Here is a 23794-nt window from a genome sequence, read left to right as displayed (position 1 = left end):
CTGAACAGAATCGAAATGTCTATTAATTTAGCACAATTAAAACAAACTCAATTAACGTTATGCCAACAAGTCAAATTAAGCGATGACTTTAGTCAGTCGGTTCGTTTGATTGGTGGTACCGATGTCGGTTTTGAACAAGAGGGTAGCATTACCCGCGCCGCCATAGTGGTCTTGAGCTATCCTGAGTTTAAAGTTGTTGATTATCAGATCGCCCGTATTGCAACTGAGTTTCCATACATTCCCGGTTATTTATCATTTCGTGAATATCCAGCTCTACTAGCCGCGTGGCAGCACATCCAACAAAAACCGGATTTATTATTGGTGGATGGACAAGGGGTAGCACACCCAAGGCGTTTAGGCATAGCTAGCCATCTTGGTTTGTTACTAAATATACCCACCATTGGCGTAGCGAAAAAACGACTTTGTGGTCAATATGAACCACTAGCTAAAATAGTTGGCGAAGTTACCCCATTAATGGATAAACAAGATCAAATTGGTTGGGTGTTACAAAGCAAAAACAACTGTAATCCCTTATTTGTTTCAGCAGGCCATCGTGTTAGTCAAGCTAGTGCGTTGCAATGGGTAAAGCAGTGTTTGCGTGGCTATCGTTTGCCAGAACCTACTCGGTGGGCTGATGCTATCGCCTCTAATAAACCATTATTTAAGAAGTTTCTCTATGCCCAGTAAATCAATAGAATTAAAAAAAGGTGGTTTTACCTTTAAGCGTTTTTTTGTGGCTCACGACAATAGCCCTATGCGGGTAACCACTGATAGTTGTTTACTGGGAGCTTGGGCGCCTTTAAATTCCAACTCTAAACGCATCTTAGATATAGGTTGTGGTTGTGGGGTGATTGCATTGATGTTAGCACAGCGGCTGGAAAATCAGGATCATAGCGTTGACGCCATTGATATTGATGCACAAGCAGTGAACCAATGTCAGCAAAATATTGCTCAAATCCCTTTTGTTGGGGTACATGCTTACCAGGCAGATATTAAGCAATTTCGTATTAATCAAGCCATGCATTACGATTTCATTGTTACCAATCCCCCTTATTTTGATATAGCAGTGGATTGTCGCAGTTCACAACGGCAATTAGCCCGGTATACTGCCAGTTTGGATCATCAACAATTACTTGATGCGGTTAAGCGATTATTAGCGCCAACCGGAGTATTTTGCTTAGTGTTACCGTATCATTTAGCTTCGCAATTTCAGTTATTATGCCAATCCAATCAGCTGTATTTACAGCAAATAATGCAAGTAAAGTACAATGCTAACAAGGATTTTTCATTAACATTAATGGCATTTTCACGTCAGCAAAGTAATAATCCTCTGGAACAGCAGTTGTGTATGCGTGACGATGATGGTCGTTATTCATCCGCATTTAGGCAGCTATTAGCGGATTTTTATCTGTTTCGTAAATGATTTTGAAAAAGATACATAAATTGGAATGTGCCATTTAGGCGTATAAACAGGGCACCCAATGTGCCCATAACAAAGGGTTATTTACCTTCAAAATCAATTAAAGTAAAGCAATCAATGCCCATCGCAGTAAGTTTGGTTTTACCTTCTAATGCTGGTAAATTAATTACAAAGGCGGCATCTTTAGCTACACCACCAGCTTTATGCACTAAGTTTACGGTTGCTGCAACTGTACCACCGGTTGCCAACAAATCATCAATAATCAGTACTCTTTCCCCTGGTTTGATGGCATCAGTATGAATTTCCAGACTGTCGGTGCCGTATTCAAGTTGATATTCTTCTCTATAGACTTCACGTGGTAATTTTTTGGGTTTTCGCACCGGAACAAAACCAACTCCTAAAGCTAAAGCTATTGGCGCTGCGAAAATAAAACCACGTGCTTCAGTGCCAACTATTTTATCAATTTTTTTATCACGATAATGATCAATTAACAACTCAACAGAAGTTCTAAATGCTACCGGATCTTCCAATAAACTAGTAATGTCCCGAAACAAGATCCCCGGTTTAGGGTAGTCTGGGATAGTAATTATGCTATTTCTGATTAAGGTAAGTTTTTCTTGTAATTGATTCATTTTCAAGGGTCTCAAATTATTTACTATAAGACTGGCAATCTTTCATTATATACTGGCGATCTTGAGTGTTGCAATATGCAAACTACAACATGGTTATAAAAACAGCTAATTGCTTATATTTTAAGTAATAGTATGGTTAACGCTTAAATTGATATTTGCTAAAATAGCGCGGCACTATTTTAGTGATCATTTGAAATAATATTGAGTTTTTTACAAACTTTTACAAATAAATACAATAATTAGACAGTTTAATTGGCAGAAAGAAGATAATTGAATAAACTTCATAAACAAGGATATTGCCATGAAATTTATAAAAACCTTAGCCATAGTTGGGCTATCTTTATTCAGCTTCTTTAGCCAAGCTAAAGTATCAGGACAAATTCAAATTCGTTCGGAATTAGCCTCACCAATTGTTCTTGAAAACAGCCAAGATAAAAACTACCTAAAAATTTCTTTAACTGGCGTTGATTTTGATTCAGCTAAACGGGTACCCATTAATTTAGCTCTAGTTATTGACCGTTCTGGTTCTATGTCCGGTAGTCGCATAGAAAAAGCCCGTGAAGCTGCCATCTTAGCCGTTAATATGCTTAATGAAGATGATACCATCTCGGTAGTGACTTTTGATAATGATGCCGAAATCATCATTCCATCAACTAAAGTGACCAATAAACAAAGACTGATTAGTCAAATAAATAGTAAAGTGACAGCTAGGGGGGGAACGGCACTATTTGCTGGCTTAAGTAAAGGCATTAATCAAGTTAAAAAGCAACTTTCTAAAGACAAAATTAACCGCATTATTTTGCTTTCCGATGGTCAAGCTAATGTTGGTCCATCCTCAGTCGGTGAGTTATCAGAACTAGCTGTCGTAGCCGCCAAAAATAATATTGCCATTACTACTTTAGGTATTGGTTCTGATTACAATGAAGTATTAATGTCAACCATTGCCAGTTATAGTGATGGTAATCATGTTTTTGTTGATAATACCTATGATCTGGAAAACGTGTTTGTACGTGAATTTAAAGATGTAATGTCTGTGGTTGCTCAAGACGTAGTAATTAATATTCAATTAAAAGATGGTGTCAAACCTGTACGTTTATTAGGTCGTGATGGTTCAATAAAAGATAACCAAGTTACCGTTAGAATGAATCAACTATATGCCAATCAAGAAAAATACTTATTATTAGAAGTGATCCCAAGCAAAGGTAAAACCGGCGAAGATAAAACCTTAGCTCAAGTAGAATTAAAGTATGATAACTTACTGGCGAATAAAACTGAAAATCAAAGCCAATTGGTGAAAATTGGTTACACCAATAAACCGCAAGTAGTAAAAGATTCGGTTATTGAGGATGTGGTGGCTGAAACTGAAATCCAAAAAGTAACCTTAGATAACGAAAAAGCCTTAGAAATGTATAATGCCGGCGATAAAGCAGCTGCGCAAAAAATGTTAGAAGATAATAGCAATAGACTTATGAGTATAGGTGCATCAATGAGTGCCGATTCAGCAGAAGTCAGAGGCAGATTAAGTCAACAAGCTAGCAAAATTAAAGCTATGGCAGATGCTATTGAGACAACTGATGAAAAAGTGTATCGTAAACAAGTAACTGAAAAACAATATGAATCTAAACAAGGAACAATTAAGAAATAACTGATGAAAAGAATAACAGCGATTTTATTGATGTTTATATTGGTGGCCACGTTTAGTTATTTAGGCTGGCGCACCATTGAACATGAAGTGCTAATGCAGCAAACTCATGTCAAAATGTTAGCTGAAAGTCGAGCCAACAATATAAAATCGTCGGTGGAATCGCTGTTAAACCAGCGTAGTGTTTATCTTAATAAATTAGCGCAATTTATTAATGACGACCAAGCCAAAGCAGATAACCTACAGCGAACAGAAAGCGATATAAAAAATATATTTATTATTAAAAACCATAAGCTAGCATACCTTACTAACAACAGTGATTCACAATGGTCTAAAATTGTTGATTCAATTCAATATGATAATTCTATTCTAATTAATCATAATACCCAAACGGAACAATATCGCCCCGAATCGGGTTGGTATCAAGTTTATGATCACCTGATCTATTGGTCGACATTTTCCGGAACCATTGTTGGCTTTGAGATCTCGCAACTCAACTTTGCCTTAGACGTAGTTAATTTATTTGATGATCAGCCACTAAACGATGATTTCAACTTGTTCAATAATGACAAATTAATTTATACCCATGGTGCACAAGATGCCACTAGCGTAATGCTTGTGTTTGATTACCCGTTACAAAATTGGCAATTAACCTACTATTATCAACAACCTAGTCTACTTAACTTATATTTATTAGGTGGTGCGATTATTGTATTTTTGGTTATTGTGATTATTAGCCTCATCAGTTATTGGTACCGTGAGTATACAAGGGCATTACGGTTAGCACGGCAACAAGTCAGTTTTGTCGGTCAGGTTTCGCACGAATTTAAAACCCCTTTAACTAACATCTCGCTGTATTCAGAAATGCTCAGAGAACATTTAGAAGATGAACCGCCACCGGTTACTGATTATCTCGACGTGATCAGCAGCGAAAGTAAACGCTTAACGCGACTAGTGCAAAATATACTGAATTTTAATAAACCGGCTAAACTCAACATTAAACCTGTTAATTTAACTCAATTAATCCAACAAATTTATACCACTTTTAAACCGGTGTTAGCAACTAAGTCATTGCAACTTAATTTGTTTTTAGATCAGCAGCATCCTTGCATTATTAACACCGATGCCGATAGTGTTATCCAAATTATCAGTAACTTCCTTAGTAATGCTGAAAAATATGCATCACAGGGTAAGCAAGTTGATTTGTCACTTAAACGCCAAGATCAACAAGTTATTATTAGTGTACGTGACTATGGTAATGGCATCCCTAATCAATTATTGAAACAAATTTTCAAACCATTTTACCGGATTAAATCATCCATCACTGAAGGGGTTTCCGGTACTGGTATTGGCTTAACCATTGCTAATCAATTAGCCGAACAATTACATGGCAGCATTCAAGTGACCAATTATGAACCGGGTGTGGCTTTTTCACTAGTTTTAATGGAGTAAACGATGAAAATTTTAATTGCCGAAGATGATCAAAATATTCGTAAAGGCATGGCAATTTTGCTAGAACAAGAGGGTTATGCAATTATTGAGGCTGAAAATGGCCACATAGCCTTAGAACTATTTGCGCAACATCAGCCCGATTTTATTATCTTAGATATTATGATGCCGGAACTCGATGGCTATAGTGTTTGTCGTGAAATTCGTAAATTAAATGATGATGTGCCGATCTTATTTTTATCCGCCAAAGATGAAGAAATTGATCGTGTAGTCGGGCTCGAACTTGGTGCCGATGATTTTATGAGTAAACCCTTTGGCGTTCACGAACTGCGGGCGCGCATTAAAGCCATCGCCAAACGTTATTTAAAATCCCAAGCAACCAATAAAACAACGGATGAGTTTTTCGTTTTTGGTGATCTCACCATCTATCCGATAGAACTTTGTGCTAAACGCCAAGATCAAGTAATCGAATTATCACTGCGTGAAGTCAAAATCTTGGAGTGTTTGTACCAAAATAAAAACCAAGTAGTAACTCGCGACATGTTATTCGATTATGTGTGGGGCTATGATTATTCCCCCAATAGTCGCACCCTTGATCAGCACATTTCTAAATTACGTAAACAAATTGAAATTGATCCACTCAATCCGGTGCTGATTAAAACCATTCATGGAGTAGGGTATCGCTATTAAATTTCAATATAGCAATCACGCCAACCAAAAAATTGACAACTATTTAGGTTAGGCATTTGCATTTATTTTAATTTACTCATTTTAGTCAAAAATAAATTGCTTATTAGCTCGATATCAAATTAAATATAAGTTGTTTTAAGTAATTAAAGCAGTGACGCTTGAATAAATCACCTTAACATAAAGTAACCTACTTTTAGGTAATAATTGATTAGCAAAAGGAATGGAATAATGAAAAAACTAGCATTATTGGCAATATTACTATTAGGTTCGCAACTTGCGCACGCAAGAACCTATGACGAAATTATCAATTCCGGCGTACTCCGTATTGGAGTGCCAGCAGATTATGCACCACTGGCTTTTTACGATAAACAAGATTTGTTAGTTGGCTTCGACGTGGACATGGCGAAAGATTTAGCCAAACAACTTAAATTAACCCTTATGTTTTATATTACCAGTTGGCCAACTTTATCGCAGGATTTAGTTGATGATAAGTATGACGTAGCTATGGGTGGAGTAACTTATACCAAAGATCGTGCCGCCAAATTCTTATTGTCTAACCAAGTGATACCTAATGGAAAAATTGCGCTGGCCGCGTGTAATGTTGCCGCCAATCTGAGTTCTTTAGACAAAATAAATCAACCTAAAGTCAAAGTAGTGGTTAATCCGGGTGGCACTAATGAAAATTTTGTTAATAATAACATTCACAATGCCCAAATAATCCGGGTGAAAAATAACTTTGATAATATTCAAGCTCTAAGGGATAAAACCGCAGATATGATGGTAACCGATCTTATTGAAGGTCAGTATTATCAATATAAAGAACCACAAGTATTATGTTTGGCAACTACTCAACCATTTAAAGGAACAGAAAGTTATAAAGCCTATATGGTTCAGTCGGATAACCAAAAATTAATCGATATTATTAATAACTGGCTACCAACCTCAAATAAAGAACAATTTGCCGTAAAATGGGGCGTTAAAACTCACTTCAATTAAGTTACAAATTAGTGATTAATTGGCGGTTAACACCGCCATTTTTTATAACAAGACAAACTCATAACAAACAGGTATTATTACTGCCGATTCTTAAATTCCTATTCTTGCCTTTCTTACTAATTAAACATCAATAATATTGTTGGAGTAATACTGAAATGAATTATTACGATTTTTTGGTCATTGCATTGAAATTATTGGTTGTATTTATTTGTATCATTTTATTTTTGAAAATCACCGGTAAAACCTCGCTGTCACAAATGTCGAGCATTGATTTTATTGGTAATATGATTTTAGGTGGTATAGCCGGTGGCATAATTTACAATCCTAAATTAACAGTGTTGGATTTTTTAGTGGTAATAGTTATGTGGACCGTCATTATGTACACTTCGAATTATTTAAAGCAAAAAAGCCAAAATGCCAAGGCTTTTATTGTGGGTAATCCGATCATCTTAATGGATAACGGCAAATTAAAATTGTCAGCTTTCGCTGCGATTAATATGGATATTTCTAGTTTTGCGGTATTACTTAGAATGAAAAATATCTTCACCATCAATGCCGTTGACAAAGCTATACTCGAACCCAATGGTCAATTAACGGTAGTTAAAAAAGGTGATAAAGATATTTCAGTAATCGTCTTAGAAAATGAAAAACCGATCGCCGATGTTTTAGAAAGTTTGGGCAAAGATGAAGATTGGTTAAAGGCGGGCTTGGCAGAACAAGGCTACCATTCTTATGAAGGCTTATATTGTGTCGAATATTACGATCAGCATCTATTTGTTATACCTGGTGATTCAGTTAATTAATATATTTTTATTTATATTTTTCTTAGTAGTAATAGGTTATTGCTTCACGTAGCCAAAATTAGCTAGATGAAATAATAATCGAATATATTGTCTTTACTTTGTATAAAGTGGCGATTCATTTAGTGATTTAGCAATAATACTATGCACTGATAAAGCATCAAGATGTGCTTGAATTTCCATGGCATGTTGCTTGGATTTACATTGAGTAAAAATACAGGCACCAGTCCCCGTTAAACGAGTTGGAGCAAATTGCGAAAGATAAGCAATTATTTTATCAACCTCAGGGTAACGTTTACGGACAATGCTTTCACAATCATTTAAATGCTCGGCAAACGGTAACGCCAGTAAATCATCAATGTTTTTAACTGCTGAGTTGCGAGTAAGCTCAGGATCATTAAAAACATTTGCTGTTGAGATTTCAATATTAGGGCAGGTGACTAAATACCAATGTTCAGGAATCGTTAATGCTTGAAATTGATCACCAATACCTTGTGCGAAAGAAGCATGTCCATATATAAAAATAGGTACATCAGCACCAATTCCTCTGCCAATATCCATTAATACTTGTGTTGACAGATTAAGTTGCCATAACTGATTAAGTGCTACTAAAACGGTCGCAGCATCGGATGATGCTCCACCAAGGCCCCCTCCCATGGGGATGTTTTTTTCAATAGCAATATCAACTCCCAAATCGGGGTGATTGATAAAGGCTTTTAATTTTTGCGCCGCTATTACAATTAAATTTTTATGGCTAGGAATGTGTGCAAACTCAGTTAATAGATTGATTTGACCATCTTGACGAACCTTAAATGTCAACTGATCACAATAATCAATGAATTGAAACAGCGTTTGTAAATTATGATAATTATCGGCACGACGACCAGTAATGTATAAAAATAAATTTAATTTAGCAGGAGCTAACCATTGTTTCATGACTAATTCCTATTAACGTAATACCCAGTTATCAATTTTTAAACGTACGCGTTGGTCACCATGAGTCAGTTCAATTAGAGCCGGTAAGTCAATATTTTTGTTTTTATAACTGCGGGTCATATAATTATTAATTTTTAAATTCCATCGATTGTTGTTTTGCATAAATTCAGTAGCCACTAATCTACCGGAATTATCCAATTTGTCGGTATTCATATCATCCGAAAATCCTTTTAACCAATTATGTAATGAATCTAAAGGGATATTGATATTAGAGATTTTCCTCATTAAATCTTCGACGTTCTTATCTGTATAACTTTTGCCATTTTTATCTATAAGTTCCGCATAATTGTTATTAGCTTTCAAGGTCAGAATATTGGTGCCTACAGGAGTGGTTATTTTTATTTCATAATTATTCACCGCTTGTTGCATGATTAAAAAGCGGCCATAGTTGCGTGAGTTATCTCCAAAATAAGCTATACTGCCATTAACTTGAAAAGCCGTTACTTGTTTTAAATCTTGTTGATGAACATGCCATTGCTGTTGTATCGAGGTATTATTTTTTACTTTATTTGTCTGGCAAGCTATAAGTAAAAAAGATAATGTTATTAGAAGAACGTATTTAATTTTATGCATAAGATGACTCTTTAAGTGTTTAAGAACAACTAAGTGGGGCATTATAACTGATAATTAGCAGAATAGAAAAAGTTACTGTAAATTAACCTTATATTATTTTTTTATGTATAATATTTGCAATTGGATACTTAATAGAATCATCATGCCAAATTAAATTTTTAATAAGAAGCAGTGCAATGTCAATATCAATATTAGGTGTTAATTACAAAACTGCGCCAGTGGACATTAGGGAAAAACTAGCTTTCCCTAATGAAGTTCTAACTAAAGCGCTGTATAGTTTATCTCAACATCCTTTAGTGGATGGTTGTGTTATTTTGTCTACCTGTAACCGCACTGAAATTTATGTAAGTTATCAACACGCAACTGATTACTTACGGTTGAAACAATCGGTTAACAATTGGTTAGCTCAGTTTCATCATCTTGATCTACAACCTTATCAAGATTGCCTGTATTGGTATGAAGGGCAAATAGCAATCGAACATCTTATGGCCGTTGCTAGTGGTATTGACTCAATGATCATTGGTGAACCGCAAATTTTAGGGCAAGTTAAACAAGCTTACAGCTTAGCACAACACAATAATTGTTTATCAGTTGAACTAGCCAAGCTTTTTCAAACTATTTTTCATGTTGCTAAACAGGTACGAACACAAACTAATATAGGGGCTAATACTGCTTCGGTAGCTTATGCTGCTTGCCTAGTTGCCCGCAACCTGTTTAGTGACGCTAAACAATTAAAGGTCATGCTAGTTGGGGCAGGGGAAACTATTGAACTGATCGCTCGTTACTTAAAACCTCATGGCTTTAAGCATGTCATCGTAGCAAACCGTACTCGTGAAAAAGCTCTAAAATTGGCTACGCTTATTGATGCGGAAATCATTTCTTTACCTGATATTGCAACTCGCCTTAACGAAGTTGATATTGTGATCAGCTCAACCGCTAGCCCACTGCCGATTATTGGTAAAGGTTTGGTGGAGCGAACTATGCAAGCACGAAATAATAAAGAAATGTTATTTATTGATTTAGCAGTACCGCGTGACGTTGAAGCTGAAATTGCTACCTTAGCTAATTTGCATCTGTATACTATTGACGATTTACACCAAACCGTGGCTAATAATCTGGAACAACGAGCCATAGCTGCCAACCAAGCACAATATATCATCCAAGAACAAGCCGAACATTTTATTGATTGGCTTAAATCACGCAATGCTGTGGCTTTTGTTAAACAATATCGTAGTAATGCCGAAAATATCAAACAACAACTTGAACTTAAGGCCCTAAACGCGCTTAAACAAGGCGCCAATGTTGATGAAGTTTTTGCTGAATTTTCCCATAAACTTACTAATAAATTAATTCATGCACCTACGCAAACATTACTGCATGCAGCAACCCATGATTGTGATGAGTGTTTTAGTGTATTAAGTAAAGGATTAGGTTTAAAAAAACACTAAGGTATTAACGGCTATGTAGTAAGGAAAATGCCGAATGGATCAGCTTGAATTTTTTGCTATTCCCAGTCCTTGCCAAGGTATTTGCCAAAGCAATAAACAAGGCTATTGCTTCAAATGCTTTCGCTCTAGAGCAGAAAGATTTAACTGGTTCAGTTTTTCTGATGCCCAAAAACAACAAATATTGCGCCTATGCAAGCAACGACGATTACGACACCATTATTTACTGTGGCAACAACATAAACGATCATTTACTCCTGTATTACAGCAAGGCAAATTTAATTTTTAATTTATAAAATTTTATTAATACACTTATAGTTACTAGCAGCTTGTATTTGCATATAACTCGGAGTAGCATTTCTTATACATTGATTAATGTAGTTAATTAATGTAGTCAATTAAAATATTTAATTGCTGTTACTAATTTATAAGAGAACTCAAATATGAAAATGTGCATTGCATGTGGCATGCCGATGACTGCTATTGGTGATTATCCGTTACATGATATGTCCAAAAATTATTGTAAACATTGTGCTCATAAAGATGGAACAATGAAGACTTTTGATGAAAAATGGCACGAATTATCGTTACATTATGCTAACCATCATAATGTTGATTATGCCATAGCGAAAGAAACAGCATACATTATACTTAAAAAGCTACCGGCTTGGAAACGTAGGTGGTAGTTGAATTTTTAGGCAACTAAAGCACATTATTATAATATCTGTTGCAGATATTTCAGAGCTTAGTATAATGCCAACGTTTACTTATTTACACTTCTAATGCCAGTGTGGCGAAATTGGTAGACGCAGCGGATTCAAAATCCGCCGCCCTTAAAAGCGTGTCGGTTCGAGTCCGACCACTGGCACCAAGTCCACAAATACAATCCAGTTAAGAACTATTTTTTATGTCTAAGGTCTTTTCTGATAAGTTTTTCATTTTGTTTTATGAATCAATAGAGTTCAACTGAAATTAGTCCCAAGCAAATGAAAAATCGGATATATCTGATTCAAAAATGGTTTTATGCTAAAAAAGCTTTAAAGCATTTATTAGTAGTGATTTTGAAGAATTACTTGCCATTATCTTTGAGTTGAGCTACACAAAATTATGAACTTTACCTGTTTAGTACTAATCATGCTGGATTTATTGCGTTGTAATTTTTGTAGGTGCTTGCATGGTGTCTCCTTAATAAATTTTTTTTATTTTAATAATGGAAGCTTTATACCGAAATATAAGGTATCTTTGCTTACAAATAAACCGTTTATATTTTATGGAGCTATCTCAATTTTAATCGGCAACAGATAACTCATTAAAAATAAATTATCTTTTTTATGTTATTATTGCTTAAGTTAAGGTTTTTATTTAGCACTTTGATCCAAGGAACAAAGTAGCTATGAATAAAATTATTCAAATAGTTATCGTATTTATATATATTGTAACAGTACCAAGTTTTGCACAAACAGTAGGTACAAAGGAACAAGCAATGGCTCAACAAAATAATTACTGGACGATGGATTATGCTCGTTCTATGTTAGCTTGTGCTAATCCTTCCTATGGTGTTAAAAATGTAACTATGTTCAATGAGCTAATAGCTCAAAAAGATAAAGGTGACCCTAATGCCTTATATATTTATGCCTATTTATTAAGATATTATAATAATATTAACCATCGGGTTAATCTCAGTTATGAACAATCACAAAATGTGGCATTTAATATTTTTTGGGATCTTTCTGAGGAAGATCATCCTCAATCTTGTAATGAAATAATACAAGAAGATAATCAATCTATTCTAGAGAATAAAAAAATATCACCTGAGACCTTACTTAAAAAACAATTACATTGCATTGATATTACACTAAAAAATAATTTAACTGATTATAGTACTTATGCTGATATTTTACTTTTTGGATTAGATAAAGATGAAGTAGCAAATTTATTATTACCTGACAGTAAAAAATCACCAAATGAAGCAAAGGCAATACAACTTTATGAAAATTGTGCAAAAGTAACAGGTAATAGATATTGTTTAGCAAGAGTAACTGAAGCTTATTATTATGGGATAGGTGTTGCTGCTGATAAACTAAAAGTAACTGCTTGGGCTAAATTAGCTGCTGATAGAAGTGTTGCTAATGATCCATTCAAAACTATTCAATATGCTCATGAATTAAATAATAAATTACAATTGGATAGAGCTATTACTCAATCTACAGCCTATAAAAACTATTACACCGAATTAAAAAAGCTACCTATGTCAATAGAATAAATTATGCATTAAACATACCTAAATAAAAATCTTCTTAAAATAATTAGGTGATAATTCGGGTAGTTTATAAGTAAATTTACTTTTTTATATCAATTTTAAGGCTAAGGAATTTGTGGGGCTCAACACCAAACAAAAACTGCGTATCCATTATCAGGTTACCAAAGAAGCGTCCAGCCATGAGACTGTATAGGTGACCCTATCGCTAAGGCAAAATAATGTCCACTAATAAATGATCTCCTAACGGCGCAGGGGTATAATATTACTTGTAAAAATGAATCATTAATAATAGTCAAGATGTTTCCAAATAGCCATACGTTTCAGTATAAAAAACGATTTGAAACATTTAAATACCATAGAACTAAGAATAAAAAATTGTTACCGCGTGAGTAATGGGGTTAGTATAATTAACATTTCTTTACAAAATTTTTTTTTAAAAAATGTAGTTAAATTTTTTCAAGGAGTTATAATTTTATCACTCAAAATAAGTATTTAAGCAATCAAACATCAAAAGTTTAAATAAAATAAAACTATACCTGATGAAAAGGACGCTATGCAGTACAATAATGAACACTGCCAGTATTTTAACTTAAATTTTCTTAAATACGTATTAGCTAAGCTATTCTTGCTAAGATTTATTTTAGTACCTAACTATCTATCTTTATCGTGGTTACGATTATCATTTATAAGCACAAAATATTTATCTAAAGTAACGTTAGCCTTAATACCTTTATTATTCTTATCCTATTCAATTAATACTCAGGCGTTATTAGCCAGTACAGTCAAGTTTATTAATGGTAGTAGTCCTTATTTAACGTATGATAATGGAGTTACTAAAATCACTACTACTGATGGTCTTTTAGGTATTACTATATCGGACGGTACTAGTAAAACCACTTACACTCCCGCAAACAATATTTCAACCGCTGATAATCCAATAGTGTTACTTAAAGAAAACCAAAGTTTTGCGGATATTGGTATGCTGGTGCCCCCCACTACTGATTCAATCACCTTAAACGCTTTAATTGGTGCCCCGTATAATTATTGGGGCGATGATGATGGTGATGGTCAGGGTACTAATGGTGTTACTGCTACCGGTAATTTAAGTGTTAGTATTACCGATAAAGAAAACAACGCTGTTAGTCGTAATACTGTATTAAGCATTTGTGACGCCCCTTATAAAGTGGTATTAACCAGTACTAATGGTAGTTTAACTACCCAGTATGGAGTACCAAATAGTAGTAATTTCAGCAGTAGTAATGCCACTTATTATATCAGTCCTAAATCTAATCCTAAAATCTGCTATGCCAGACCGAATCTGGATTCCGGCGAAGGTGAGTACGCTGGCCCAGACATCATATGGAACCCAAAAAAAGGCTTTCTAGTGCAATCGACAGAATCATCAAGTTACAGTCGTAACTTTCCGACTACTGGAGCTAATAAAATGTATTTTTATTTAGAAATAGGTGGTATTAATGTTTCGACATTGACTTGGCCAACTGTTACTAGAGGAGACTTTACCGTTACCATGGAGCCATCTAATGATGATTTAAATCCTACTGTTCGTGTTATTCTTACTGGTCCAGTTGTAAATAGTAAAGAGGCTTCAGAGGAGGCAACGCTTGTTAAGCCAATCTTACCACAGACCTTCGAGATAGTAGGTTATGATAATAGTAATAGTGCGGTATTAAAATATGGTTTTGTTTTAAAAGAATGGTTTGTCGCTAGAAAATCTTGGGGCATGGGTTATCAAGATGCAGAGAGATATTGTTCATCTTATGGTTATCGTTTACCAAATTTAAAAGAATTAACCAATTCACTCGATACGTCTAGCTTAGGTTTTGTTGGCGCTACGCCTAGCTCAAATGGTAACTGGTATCAACGTAATATTGGTACTGGTCTGCTTAGCGAATGGGGCGCAACGTATGGATATTATGAGACTGACTCTGATATCACCTATATCAGTAAAAACATCTGGTCAAGTTCCACCAATGAAAACAAGGTTTTTTATGTTTCTCCAGATATCGGTATGGTTGGTAATTCATATTTGGATTGGGTTGAATATTTCGATGCGATTTGCGTTTATCCTTAGTTACTAATCCATAATGTATGTAATATAGAGTAAGCAAAGTAAAATAACAATGTTAACAGTGGTATGAGCAAACAAGCCAACAATAGGTTGGTCAGCCTAGTAAATAGGGAAGTTTGCGCAGTTTATGTTTGTTGGGAATAAAAACAATTATAGAGTCGGATACTAATTAATATTCGTTATCTGTAGTGTTATTAAAATTAACCTCATCTCCAAACATCAATAAGTAATCTCGCGTAATGTAAAATAGGTGTATTTTTGATTAGGTATTAAGCAATAGGATTTAGTCCAATCACCATTTTCATTATAATCATAAAATGAACACTCAATAGTTTGTTCAGAAGATTGATCAATTTCACGGTGATTATTAATTATAATTTTATTAAGGCGATGTTTTTCATCATAATAAAATTGCTTTTCTTGTATAGAGTAAAGTTTTTGTTGATCACTAATATTATAATCTACTTTAGTAGTAATTTTTTGGATTTGCTGTTTATCATAATCAACAGTTATAGTTTCCGTTATAAAATTTGAGTCAGTGGTGTGAGAAACTTTTATTAATCTATTTTTATTGTCATAGCTTGCTAACCAAGTCATAAGAAGATTTAAGCTTTCTAATTTGGAAATATTATTATTGCTGTCAAATTGCATATTAAATTCGGGTAATAATTTGTTATTTTCTCCATCTGTTATTATGGTTTTGGCTGCTTGATAATTGATAATCATTTTTAATTCATCGATATTGTCATCGCCTCCTAATTGAAGCAATTTCGCCGATTCTTTACTTGTTATCAATGTTAATAATCCATCCGGATTAGTATTCAGAATTTTATGTTCACTTCCGGTGATCGTTTGTTCTCTGATTATTTTGGAATGAGGCATATATTCGAAAGCGCCAAAAAACACATAATTATTGATAAGTGAAGTAGGGTATTGGGTTTCACTTCGTTTACATGCTGATAATAGCAATAATAAACAGATAATTAACGTTATTCTTGGCATTTTGGTACACCTTATCAATAATATTCTATTGTGCGTAATTGAAATTTGCTGGTTTTGTTGTTGGCATCAAGACAATATAATTTAGTCCAGTCACCATGTTGGTTATAATCATCATAAACACAGGTTTCTTGTTTATCGGGCTGTTGCTGGTTATCAAGTTCTTGATCTGGCGCCCTCATGTCAGAGTAATAAGTATATTCAATACTTTTATGCAATTGTTTTTGATTATTATAAAAATACTCTGTTTCTCTAAAATTAACTGGGAAAGAAATCGATTCATCCACTTTTTGGCGTATTTCTATGGAACTTTTAGTCAAGAAATTATTTTGATAGAAAAACTTAGTAATCAAAATAATAGGTTCATCGCCCAAAGCTGAATTTTCGACTTTTGTTACTCGCCCATGCTTATCAAAAGTTACTAATAATTTTTTATTAGCTTGAGGATCTTCCATTGATATAATGTTGTTTTGATCATCAAAATTGATTGTATATTGGTAACTCTGGCCCCTAATATTATAGTTATATGTTTGGTTTGCATAATCAACACTAAAACTTAAATCAGCAGAAGTATATGATTGAAAAAGTCCATTAGCATTGCCAATGATTGTATGTAAATTACTCCCTTTTAAAGTCTGTTTTTTTATTGGCTTAGAGTGTGGAGCAGATTTAAAATCAAAAGTAGTTAAATAGTTATTCCTTATAAATGTACTATTTAACGGATTATGGTCACAGCCTGATAATGTCAAAACGATGCCCACTAAAATAATTTTTTTAAATGCCATTGAAGATTACCTTTATTCATTTATATGTCAGCTAGTTTTTTGTCATTATTGCAACTCCTGCATAAAACAATAACGTAAAAGTGCATAAAAGTCTTTATAAAACTTCAGTCATGGAACCGATGATTATTACTGGTTATTTAAGCTCAAAATAAATATGTGACAAAAATCACAATAATTGATATCGAATTTGTTTAACTAAAATTCAAGTAGTAGTATTAAAAAAACTAGTTACTTTTTTATTATTAAAGCTGAATCGATTCATTGTATTAATTGTTTGATTTATTGGAGGAGTTTATTAATCAATTATTAAAAACAGGAAGTATCAACCTGTAAAACTACAGGTTCAATTAATTATTCAATCATAATTTGATAGTAAGGAAATAAAATGAACAAAAAAAGAAATACACTAAAAATGGCAGGGATAACCGTTGCTGTATGCTCATTATTTATGTCATCATCTTTGTTAGCCTTTCAAAAAGGCTCTACTGAAGATTTTCTAGGGCATGAAGTTGGGCCTACTTACCATACTGCAGCCGAAGCTGTTAGTAGTAATGATTACCTTCCAGGGCCACCAAAAGACAATTCCCCAGTATTTGAAGCTGATAAACTTGCTTATCAAGAAGGATATAAACTTAAAGATACTGAACGTTGGAAACAAGCGACAATGGATGCTGATTTGCATACAACTAATATGGCAAAAATATTTTCAGTACCGATGGGGATTACTATTTCACCAGAAACAACACCAACTCTTTATAAAATGTTAGGTGACCTTCTTGTTGATTCTGCAGATAATGCTACTAAAACAGCTAAAGAAGCCTATATGCGCAAACGCCCATTCGTATTCTTTGGTAACCATACTTGCCAACCGGTAGCAGAAGAAGATCGTTTACGTCAAAATGGTTCATACCCATCTGGTCACACTTCATATGGTTGGACTGTAGCATTGGTGTTAGCACAAATGGCTCCTTCACATGCTGAAGCTATTATCAAACGTGGATATGAGTTTGGCCAAAGCCGTATGATTTGTGGCGCTCACTGGCAAAGTGATGTTGATGCAGGACGTATTGTTGGTGCTGTTGAATACTCTCGCTTAATGACTTTACCTAAATTTCAGGAAGATCTTCGTAAAGCAACAGCTGAAGTTCAACATCAATATAGTTTAGCTAAAAAATAATAATAATTTGTTAGACTAATTTTTACCCCTCTAAAAATAATTGGAGGGGTAATATAATTTTACAACTTTCAATAAATTAATAATAATTTTATACTAATTTTTACCATAATCATTTAGTAAAAGCATTAAACAATCATAATTTAACATTGACTAGCGTTATTTGTATATGGTTATAATTTATTTGAATTAGAGTCTATTTGTTAAATACCTATTTTCTACTGGTCGCAACCTTTATATGACTAATTATAATATCCATATAATTTTTTTATATTTGCTGATCGCCGTTCCATCTTTATAATGAAACAATCATAAATATCTATTAATTTGCTTACACCTTACCAACACTTAAGTATCAAGGAGAAATAATGAAAAAATACTTTAATCTTGTGGTTCTTATGCTTTTGGGGTTAACTTTGGTTGCCTGCGAGCAAAAATCTACTTCTTCGCCGGCAGAACAAGTACAGAAAAAAGAAATTATTGTGGGTATGCCACCGAGCATGCATAACATTTTAATGGAGCGAGTGGTTAAACCTGAGTTAGAAAAGAAGGGTTATGGTGTTAAACTGGTTAACTTTAGTTCTTTAAGGGATGCAAATACAGCTTTAGTTGAAGGTAGTATCGATATGAATGCGGCGCAACATCAAGCTTATTTGGATGTATATAATAAAGAAACCAATAATGATTTAGTTTCGCTAGTTCATATTCCATCGATTTCAGCAGCTTTATTCTCGCAATCTCACCATTCAATTGATGAAGTTGCACAAGGACAAACCATTGTGATTCCTAAAGATCCTTCCAATACCGCACGATCATTATTGTTATTACAAAAATTACATTGGATCACTTTAAAACCGCAAGCTCAGTCAGGTACGGTAGGTATAGATGATATTGCTGAAAACAAATATAACTTACAATTTAAAACCGTTTTATCCGAACTTATCCCTCGGGTATTAAGCGAAGTTGATTATGCAGTTATGCCAGGTGGGGTGGCATGGTTAAGTAAAGTGCCAGCCGAAAATGCTTTAGTTCAAGAACAGTTATCACCAAATTTAGAACTCATGGTGGTGTTAAAAAAACAGAATTTAGATACTCAATGGGCTAAAGACGTTAAACAACTTTATCAATCCGCACAACTGAAAAATTTTATTAATGAAGATCCTGATGCTAAAGGTCGATTTATTTGGCCGCAGGAGTAAGTAAATCTATTACAATTGTTACCCTAATTATCCCGATTAGGGTATTTATACTCGGTTAGTTTTAGTTAGCTGCTTATAACCCTTTGAGGGTGGTGAAGACTATTAACCGTATAATTATTAATCATAAATTACAATTTGATTACAAATATGTTAGAATTCGCGTCCTTTTTAATTTTTATAATAAAAGAATGTGATGAAAAAAATAAAATATTTTTTACTACTAATTTGTAGCTTTGCTTTGGTCGGTTGTTTTGAATCTAAATCCATTGAATATTGGATTGACAATCCTACTGCAACTGAAATTAAAATTGCAATTGATGGTAAGAAATTAGCAATACCAGCAAAATCAGGCGCCAATTATAAATTTGAATCTGGTAAACATAACTTGTCTTATAATAATGACACGGTTAATTTTAATATTGAACCAATAAAATCTTTTGCAATTATTAATCCTACTTTAAGTAACTATGTAATTTATAAAATAGAATATAAAAAAGATTCTCTTTTGGGCGCTATAAGTGACACGATTAAAAGTGGTTCTGGCAAAAAAGATGATATAAATTATACAACTCAAGCAATTATCGATGGCGAATTACAAGAGATAGAAGCTCCATTTATGCCAGTTAATAGTTTATTTATTAATAAAGATGAGTATAAATGGGATTATTTCCTGGATGAACCAATTCCTGATAGCGTAAAACTCAAAAAATTTAAATCTAAAGCTGTTAAGACCAAAATATTTAGCGAAGATGATTTTTTCAAACATATGCAAGACGCAGGTTTGAAAACAAAAATTAGTTTCCTGGCTAATACCAAGAAACTAAGTGATTATTCTGACTCTGAAAATTAATGTGATTAATACACAATCAAAAATAACATGTGCTTTTGATTGTGTATGATTTAAATATCCTAATAGTTTTATTGGGATATTTATTACTTCCCTCCCACAAATCCTAATTTTGTTTTTCACCACTAATTTATCTAAATTTTTAATAATAGTTACTAATTCAAATTTAAAGGCAATGGTAAATCCAAAAATAACATTTTACTTATAATGTAATGAAAAATAATCGAAACAAACTATTTACAATTATGACAAAGCTGACTATTATACGCACCGTTGTTAACTGTAAAGGAGAATTAATTATGATTTATTTAACTAATCTTTGCAGGCTTATCGCACAATAGTTGAGTATTTATTCCTCTCAATTTTTATTTCAATTCATTCTGCTGATCTTAGCCTGCCAATCTATCTACACTTTTTATGTAAAAACGACTTTATCTGTTGATGCGAATCATATGATTTGGTTTAGGTAATATATAGTCATATTGTAACTACTAAATTTTATTTAATATTTGAATATTATTATTTTGTAGATTTCAAATTATTCAAATATCGATCTTTTTACATAAATTGGGTAACACAAAAACAATAATATTTATTAAATGGATTGGTATATGGACAATTCTATTAAAGCGCTATCTGAAAAAACATTTTGGATAGCGTCAAAAAATACTTGGATTGATGGCTTGGCTATCGAACAATTACAAGCAACGGCAGATTTACCAAATATGATCAAAGTTGTTGGAATGCCAGATTTACATCCGGGGCAAGGTTACCCTATCGGAGCAGCATATTTAAGTCATGGACTTATTTATCCGGTGTTGATAGGGAGTGATATCGGTTGTGGAATGGCTTTTTGGCAAACCGATATTAATTTAGCGAAATTAAGTATCGATAAACTTGAACGCCGTATTGGTAATATCGATCAGCCTGATAGCCGTCATAACTATAATCTTGGTACGATTGGCGGTGGCAATCATTTTGCTGAGCTGCAAAAAGTAAGCCAAGTTTATAATGAACAACTTTTTAATCATTACCAGCTTAATGCTAAGAAGTTGTTTTTATTGGTGCATTCGGGTTCCAGAGGACTCGGGCATGCTATTTTACAAAAGCAATTAGCGCGCTTTGGTTATCAAGGTTTAGTTGAAAATAGTCCTGAAGCACTAGATTATTTAGCTAAACATGATAATGCGGTAAATTTTGCCATATTAAATCGGCAAATTGTGGCGCAAAGGCTCATGACAAACCTTAATACTCAAGGGCATGAAGTACTTAATGTCTGTCATAATTTTTTGCAAAAAGTTACTTTAGCTGAGCAAGATTATTGGTTACACCGTAAAGGTGCATCATCAGCCATGGACGAAATTGTGATTGTACCGGGTTCACGCGGTGATTACAGCTATTTAGTCAAGCCAATACCGAGTGAAGATCTGTTACTTTCATTAGCGCACGGTGCCGGGCGTAAATGGCGACGTGCTGATTGTAAGGGTAAACTAGAAAATCGCTATAGTGTAAATGATATGATGCGTACTAAACTAGGTAGTCGCGTTATTTGTGCTGATAATAGTTTAATTTTTGAAGAAGCACCCCAAGCATATAAATCAATCGATAGTGTGATTGAGTCAATGCAACAAGCCAATATTATTACTGTTATTGCCCAACTTACCCCTATATTGACCTATAAAACGCAGGGGGAAAATTGATGACATTATTATATTTTTCTGCGGCAAAAGGTCCGGATGAGTGCACTTTAGCGGTGGCTAAGGCAGTAAATCAATTTATGCAAGAAGCGTTAGCATTAAATGTGTCTGCAGATATATTGGAAGCGGTGCCGAGTGAAAAATCCGGCACCTTTCGCTCAGTACTCATTGCAATAGAAGGGGAGCAAAAAGATCAATTGAGTGCGCGTTGGCAAGGCACTTTACAATGGGTTTGCCAAAGCCCCTATCGACCTAAGCATAAACGTAAAAATTGGTTTATTGGTGTAACTTGCTTACCTAATCCTGTACCAATCACGGATAGTGCAATTGAATTTTCGACTATGAAATCATCGGGTGCTGGGGGGCAGCATGTAAACAAAACCGAATCAGCGGTGCGGGCAACCCATATTGCAACCGGTATAAGTGTCAAAGTACAAACGGAACGCAGCCAACATGCCAATAAACGATTAGCTAAATTATTACTGTTACATAAACTCTGCCAATATAAGGCCAATCAACAGCAGCAACAAAAAACAGCCTTACATCAATTTCACCAGTCTATTCCACGCGGTGGTAGTGGCTTGATGTTCTATGGTGAAGGATTTGGTGAACAAAAGGGTTAATTAAAAGACCAAAACGAATTACGTTTGTTCTGTTTTTTCAGCTTCAACTGACTTACTTCTTAATAAAATCCGCTCTAATATAGCCGAGTAGAGCGGTACTCCACCTAATGCTTGGGCAATTAGGGTTGCGCCTAAACAAGTAATAATCATTGGTAATATTAGCTGATAGTTATCTGACATTTCCATCACCAATACAATGCCAGTTAATGGAGCCCGCACGGTGGCGGCAAATAAACCTCCCATGCCGATAATAGCGCAAGCTCCTAGTTCAATACGATAATTGGGGAAAATTTGTTGAGTGAATAACCCAAAAACAATCCCAATTGTGGTACCGAGAGCTAAAGTTGGTGCAAAAATGCCACCGGGTGCACCGGAACTGAAACATAAAACTGTGGTAATAAAACGCATCAATAAGATCAAAAATAACGTACCAATAGCATATTTACCAAAAGTTGCGTCAGGAATAAAATCAAATCCGCTACCAGTTATTTCTGGCAAAATGAAGCTAGTTACGCCAAAAATACCCGCCAGCAGAAAGCCAGTGGCTAAAAAATTATATGATTTGCGTTGATAAAATTGTCGATAACGGTCTTGCATCAGTAATATACATTTATTAGAAATTACTCCAATACCGCCAAATAGTGCTCCTAAAATTAAATACAGCCATAATGATTGAATCGGTACGGCATTAAAATGACCAATTTGAAACACGGAGGTTTGATTAAATAGAAATTGGTACATAATGCTTGCCATAATCACACCGACAAATATGGCTTTAATGGAGGTTAAACTATAACGAAATTGTGGCCGCATTTCTTCAATAATAAATAAAATACCAGCGAGGGGAGCATTAAAGGCGGCAGTGATCCCGGCGGCAGCACCCGTGGCTAAAAAAGTATGTCGATAAGCAATATTTTTAATTTTAAGAAGATCACAAATCATGGCGCCAACATTACCACCAATTTGCACAGTTGGGCCTTCACGCCCTAACACCATACCCGAACCTAAAGCCCCGAGTCCGCCTATAAATTTAACCGGCAATACATAACGCCAGCGTACTGGGCGTAAGTTCATTAAGGCACCTTCAATTTCCGGAATACCTGAACCACCCGATTCCGGTGCCCAGCGTTCAACTAAATAGTAGGCAAATAGCCCCATAGCTCCGGTTATGCAAAAAATGGCTAAGTAAGTTAACCAAATATTATCAAATAAATGTAGTATTAATAATTTGCGGATGCTGATAACCCAATTGACAGCATATTGAAACATTACCCCAATAATACCGGTAATGGTTCCTATAACCCCAGCAATAATTAGCACCATCAAAGGCGCTTTTTCTTGGATACGTTTAATCTTATGAAAAAGATGCAGGTGTTTTTTTATGGATGAATAACTAGGCACAGTGCATAATGGTTTAAGAAATAATTGGGAATTTTACTATTATAATTGAGAAAAACAAGGTACCGAATTTACCTTTA

The 23794-nt window shown here is 34.4% G+C and carries 23 protein-coding genes and 1 tRNA gene; 18 read left to right on the top strand and 6 right to left on the bottom strand.

Annotated features, from left to right (window positions below):
• Nucleotides 1-15 precede the first annotated feature (15 nt).
• Together nfi and A9G12_RS10025 are read left to right on the top strand one after the other, a co-directional pair.
• Complete coding sequence (gene nfi, locus A9G12_RS10030) at nucleotides 16-687, top strand: deoxyribonuclease V (protein ID WP_065565716.1); 672 nt, start codon at nucleotides 16-18, stop codon at nucleotides 685-687.
• Nucleotides 677-1423, top strand: a complete 747-nt coding sequence (locus tag A9G12_RS10025; protein WP_065565715.1) for a tRNA1(Val) (adenine(37)-N6)-methyltransferase — start codon at nucleotides 677-679, stop codon at nucleotides 1421-1423. The genes nfi and A9G12_RS10025 overlap by 11 nt, the downstream gene beginning before the upstream one ends.
• 77 nt (nucleotides 1424-1500) lie before the next feature.
• Here A9G12_RS10025 and apt read toward each other — a convergent pair whose 3' ends face one another.
• Entirely contained in the window at nucleotides 1501-2052 is a 552-nt protein-coding gene (gene apt / locus A9G12_RS10020; protein ID WP_065565714.1) for an adenine phosphoribosyltransferase, read from the bottom strand.
• 301 nt (nucleotides 2053-2353) lie between these two features.
• On the opposite strand from apt, the gene A9G12_RS10015 reads away from it, so the two are divergent.
• From A9G12_RS10015 to A9G12_RS09995, 5 genes are all read left to right on the top strand, one after another.
• On the top strand, nucleotides 2354-3697 hold the full coding sequence (locus A9G12_RS10015) for a vWA domain-containing protein (RefSeq protein WP_065565713.1): 1344 nt from the start codon (nucleotides 2354-2356) through the stop codon (nucleotides 3695-3697).
• Nucleotides 3698-3700: 3 nt separating this feature from the next.
• A complete protein-coding gene (locus A9G12_RS12260) occupies nucleotides 3701-5146 on the top strand; it encodes a sensor histidine kinase (protein ID WP_065565712.1) in 1446 nt (481 codons plus the stop codon).
• A 3-nt stretch (nucleotides 5147-5149) separates the two neighbouring features.
• The gene (locus A9G12_RS10005) at nucleotides 5150-5833 is read left to right on the top strand and encodes a response regulator transcription factor (protein ID WP_065565711.1); all 684 of its coding nucleotides are present in this window, start codon (nucleotides 5150-5152) and stop codon (nucleotides 5831-5833) included.
• Nucleotides 5834-6061: 228 nt separating this feature from the next.
• Nucleotides 6062-6829 (top strand): transporter substrate-binding domain-containing protein, encoded by a 768-nt coding sequence (locus tag A9G12_RS10000; RefSeq protein ID WP_065565710.1) that lies wholly within the window; start codon nucleotides 6062-6064, stop codon nucleotides 6827-6829.
• Nucleotides 6830-6984: 155 nt separating this feature from the next.
• Complete coding sequence (locus A9G12_RS09995) at nucleotides 6985-7632, top strand: DUF421 domain-containing protein (RefSeq protein ID WP_065565709.1); 648 nt, start codon at nucleotides 6985-6987, stop codon at nucleotides 7630-7632.
• A 93-nt stretch (nucleotides 7633-7725) separates the two neighbouring features.
• On the opposite strand, the gene ispE is transcribed toward A9G12_RS09995, so the two are convergent.
• The gene (ispE, locus tag A9G12_RS09990; protein ID WP_065565708.1) at nucleotides 7726-8565 is read right to left on the bottom strand and encodes a 4-(cytidine 5'-diphospho)-2-C-methyl-D-erythritol kinase; all 840 of its coding nucleotides are present in this window, start codon (nucleotides 8563-8565) and stop codon (nucleotides 7726-7728) included.
• Between the two features lie 12 nt (nucleotides 8566-8577).
• Nucleotides 8578-9198, bottom strand: coding sequence for a lipoprotein insertase outer membrane protein LolB (lolB, locus tag A9G12_RS09985; protein ID WP_065565707.1), 621 nt, complete (start codon nucleotides 9196-9198; stop codon nucleotides 8578-8580).
• A 176-nt stretch (nucleotides 9199-9374) separates the two neighbouring features.
• Here lolB and hemA point away from each other — a divergent pair, with 176 nt between their 5' ends.
• The 6 genes from hemA to A9G12_RS09955 all read left to right on the top strand — a co-directional run bounded on the left by hemA (nucleotide 9375) and on the right by A9G12_RS09955 (nucleotide 14995).
• Nucleotides 9375-10646, top strand: a complete 1272-nt coding sequence (gene hemA / locus A9G12_RS09980; RefSeq protein WP_065565706.1) for a glutamyl-tRNA reductase — start codon at nucleotides 9375-9377, stop codon at nucleotides 10644-10646.
• 34 nt (nucleotides 10647-10680) lie between these two features.
• Complete coding sequence (locus A9G12_RS09975; protein WP_065565705.1) at nucleotides 10681-10932, top strand: DUF1289 domain-containing protein; 252 nt, start codon at nucleotides 10681-10683, stop codon at nucleotides 10930-10932.
• Between the two features lie 154 nt (nucleotides 10933-11086).
• A complete protein-coding gene (locus tag A9G12_RS09970) occupies nucleotides 11087-11329 on the top strand; it encodes a zinc ribbon domain-containing protein (RefSeq protein ID WP_065565704.1) in 243 nt (80 codons plus the stop codon).
• Nucleotides 11330-11427: 98 nt separating this feature from the next.
• Nucleotides 11428-11514 (top strand) — tRNA-Leu (locus A9G12_RS09965).
• A 522-nt stretch (nucleotides 11515-12036) separates the two neighbouring features.
• Entirely contained in the window at nucleotides 12037-12906 is an 870-nt protein-coding gene (locus A9G12_RS09960; RefSeq protein WP_065565703.1) for a hypothetical protein, read from the top strand.
• Nucleotides 12907-13456: 550 nt separating this feature from the next.
• The gene (locus tag A9G12_RS09955) at nucleotides 13457-14995 is read left to right on the top strand and encodes a hypothetical protein (RefSeq protein WP_065565702.1); all 1539 of its coding nucleotides are present in this window, start codon (nucleotides 13457-13459) and stop codon (nucleotides 14993-14995) included.
• A gap of 216 nt (nucleotides 14996-15211) precedes the next feature.
• Here A9G12_RS09955 and A9G12_RS09950 read toward each other — a convergent pair whose 3' ends face one another.
• The gene (locus A9G12_RS09950) at nucleotides 15212-15994 is read right to left on the bottom strand and encodes a hypothetical protein (RefSeq protein WP_065565701.1); all 783 of its coding nucleotides are present in this window, start codon (nucleotides 15992-15994) and stop codon (nucleotides 15212-15214) included.
• 14 nt (nucleotides 15995-16008) lie between these two features.
• A complete protein-coding gene (locus tag A9G12_RS09945; protein WP_065565700.1) occupies nucleotides 16009-16776 on the bottom strand; it encodes a hypothetical protein in 768 nt (255 codons plus the stop codon).
• 385 nt (nucleotides 16777-17161) lie between these two features.
• Here A9G12_RS09945 and A9G12_RS09940 point away from each other — a divergent pair, with 385 nt between their 5' ends.
• From A9G12_RS09940 to prfH, 5 genes are all read left to right on the top strand, one after another.
• Nucleotides 17162-17953 (top strand): acid phosphatase, encoded by a 792-nt coding sequence (locus A9G12_RS09940; RefSeq protein WP_141674150.1) that lies wholly within the window; start codon nucleotides 17162-17164, stop codon nucleotides 17951-17953.
• 365 nt (nucleotides 17954-18318) lie between these two features.
• Nucleotides 18319-19149, top strand: coding sequence for a MetQ/NlpA family ABC transporter substrate-binding protein (locus A9G12_RS09935; protein WP_065565699.1), 831 nt, complete (start codon nucleotides 18319-18321; stop codon nucleotides 19147-19149).
• Nucleotides 19150-19342: 193 nt separating this feature from the next.
• Nucleotides 19343-19999 (top strand): hypothetical protein, encoded by a 657-nt coding sequence (locus tag A9G12_RS09930; protein ID WP_065565698.1) that lies wholly within the window; start codon nucleotides 19343-19345, stop codon nucleotides 19997-19999.
• Nucleotides 20000-20607: 608 nt separating this feature from the next.
• On the top strand, nucleotides 20608-21696 hold the full coding sequence (locus tag A9G12_RS09925; protein ID WP_065565697.1) for an RNA ligase RtcB family protein: 1089 nt from the start codon (nucleotides 20608-20610) through the stop codon (nucleotides 21694-21696).
• Complete coding sequence (prfH, locus tag A9G12_RS09920; protein ID WP_065565696.1) at nucleotides 21696-22316, top strand: peptide chain release factor H; 621 nt, start codon at nucleotides 21696-21698, stop codon at nucleotides 22314-22316. Before A9G12_RS09925 ends, prfH begins: the two co-directional genes overlap by 1 nt.
• Nucleotides 22317-22334: 18 nt before the next feature.
• Here prfH and clcA read toward each other — a convergent pair whose 3' ends face one another.
• Nucleotides 22335-23717 (bottom strand): H(+)/Cl(-) exchange transporter ClcA, encoded by a 1383-nt coding sequence (gene clcA, locus A9G12_RS09915; RefSeq protein ID WP_065565695.1) that lies wholly within the window; start codon nucleotides 23715-23717, stop codon nucleotides 22335-22337.
• Nucleotides 23718-23794 lie beyond the last annotated feature (77 nt).

Origin of the sequence: Gilliamella sp. wkB112 (genome assembly GCF_001690685.1) — a bacterium.
GTDB lineage: Bacteria > Pseudomonadota > Gammaproteobacteria > Enterobacterales > Orbaceae > Gilliamella > Gilliamella apicola_J.
The sequence above is the reverse complement of the archived record's forward strand: the minus strand, read 5'-3'. Positions and strand labels throughout refer to the sequence as shown.

Bases quoted from the DNA above. Each gene is read 5' to 3' on its own strand.
- A9G12_RS09955 (WP_065565702.1), top strand. From the start codon at position 13,457: ATGCAGTACAATAATGAACACTGCCAGTATTTTAACTTAAATTTTCTT.
- prfH (WP_065565696.1), top strand. From the start codon at position 21,696: ATGACATTATTATATTTTTCTGCGGCAAAAGGTCCGGATGAGTGCACT.
- A9G12_RS09995 (WP_065565709.1), top strand. From the start codon at position 6,985: ATGAATTATTACGATTTTTTGGTCATTGCATTGAAATTATTGGTTGTA.
- A9G12_RS09940 (WP_141674150.1), top strand. From the start codon at position 17,162: ATGAACAAAAAAAGAAATACACTAAAAATGGCAGGGATAACCGTTGCT.
- A9G12_RS10000 (WP_065565710.1), top strand. From the start codon at position 6,062: ATGAAAAAACTAGCATTATTGGCAATATTACTATTAGGTTCGCAACTT.
- lolB (WP_065565707.1), bottom strand. From the start codon at position 9,198: ATGCATAAAATTAAATACGTTCTTCTAATAACATTATCTTTTTTACTT.
- nfi (WP_065565716.1), top strand. From the start codon at position 16: ATGTCTATTAATTTAGCACAATTAAAACAAACTCAATTAACGTTATGC.
- A9G12_RS09970 (WP_065565704.1), top strand. From the start codon at position 11,087: ATGAAAATGTGCATTGCATGTGGCATGCCGATGACTGCTATTGGTGAT.
- A9G12_RS09950 (WP_065565701.1), bottom strand. From the start codon at position 15,994: ATGCCAAGAATAACGTTAATTATCTGTTTATTATTGCTATTATCAGCA.
- A9G12_RS09960 (WP_065565703.1), top strand. From the start codon at position 12,037: ATGAATAAAATTATTCAAATAGTTATCGTATTTATATATATTGTAACA.
- ispE (WP_065565708.1), bottom strand. From the start codon at position 8,565: ATGAAACAATGGTTAGCTCCTGCTAAATTAAATTTATTTTTATACATT.
- A9G12_RS09935 (WP_065565699.1), top strand. From the start codon at position 18,319: ATGAAAAAATACTTTAATCTTGTGGTTCTTATGCTTTTGGGGTTAACT.
- A9G12_RS10005 (WP_065565711.1), top strand. From the start codon at position 5,150: ATGAAAATTTTAATTGCCGAAGATGATCAAAATATTCGTAAAGGCATG.
- A9G12_RS09930 (WP_065565698.1), top strand. From the start codon at position 19,343: ATGAAAAAAATAAAATATTTTTTACTACTAATTTGTAGCTTTGCTTTG.
- A9G12_RS10025 (WP_065565715.1), top strand. From the start codon at position 677: ATGCCCAGTAAATCAATAGAATTAAAAAAAGGTGGTTTTACCTTTAAG.
- hemA (WP_065565706.1), top strand. From the start codon at position 9,375: ATGTCAATATCAATATTAGGTGTTAATTACAAAACTGCGCCAGTGGAC.
- A9G12_RS09945 (WP_065565700.1), bottom strand. From the start codon at position 16,776: ATGGCATTTAAAAAAATTATTTTAGTGGGCATCGTTTTGACATTATCA.
- A9G12_RS09975 (WP_065565705.1), top strand. From the start codon at position 10,681: ATGGATCAGCTTGAATTTTTTGCTATTCCCAGTCCTTGCCAAGGTATT.
- A9G12_RS09925 (WP_065565697.1), top strand. From the start codon at position 20,608: ATGGACAATTCTATTAAAGCGCTATCTGAAAAAACATTTTGGATAGCG.
- apt (WP_065565714.1), bottom strand. From the start codon at position 2,052: ATGAATCAATTACAAGAAAAACTTACCTTAATCAGAAATAGCATAATT.
- A9G12_RS12260 (WP_065565712.1), top strand. From the start codon at position 3,701: ATGAAAAGAATAACAGCGATTTTATTGATGTTTATATTGGTGGCCACG.
- A9G12_RS10015 (WP_065565713.1), top strand. From the start codon at position 2,354: ATGAAATTTATAAAAACCTTAGCCATAGTTGGGCTATCTTTATTCAGC.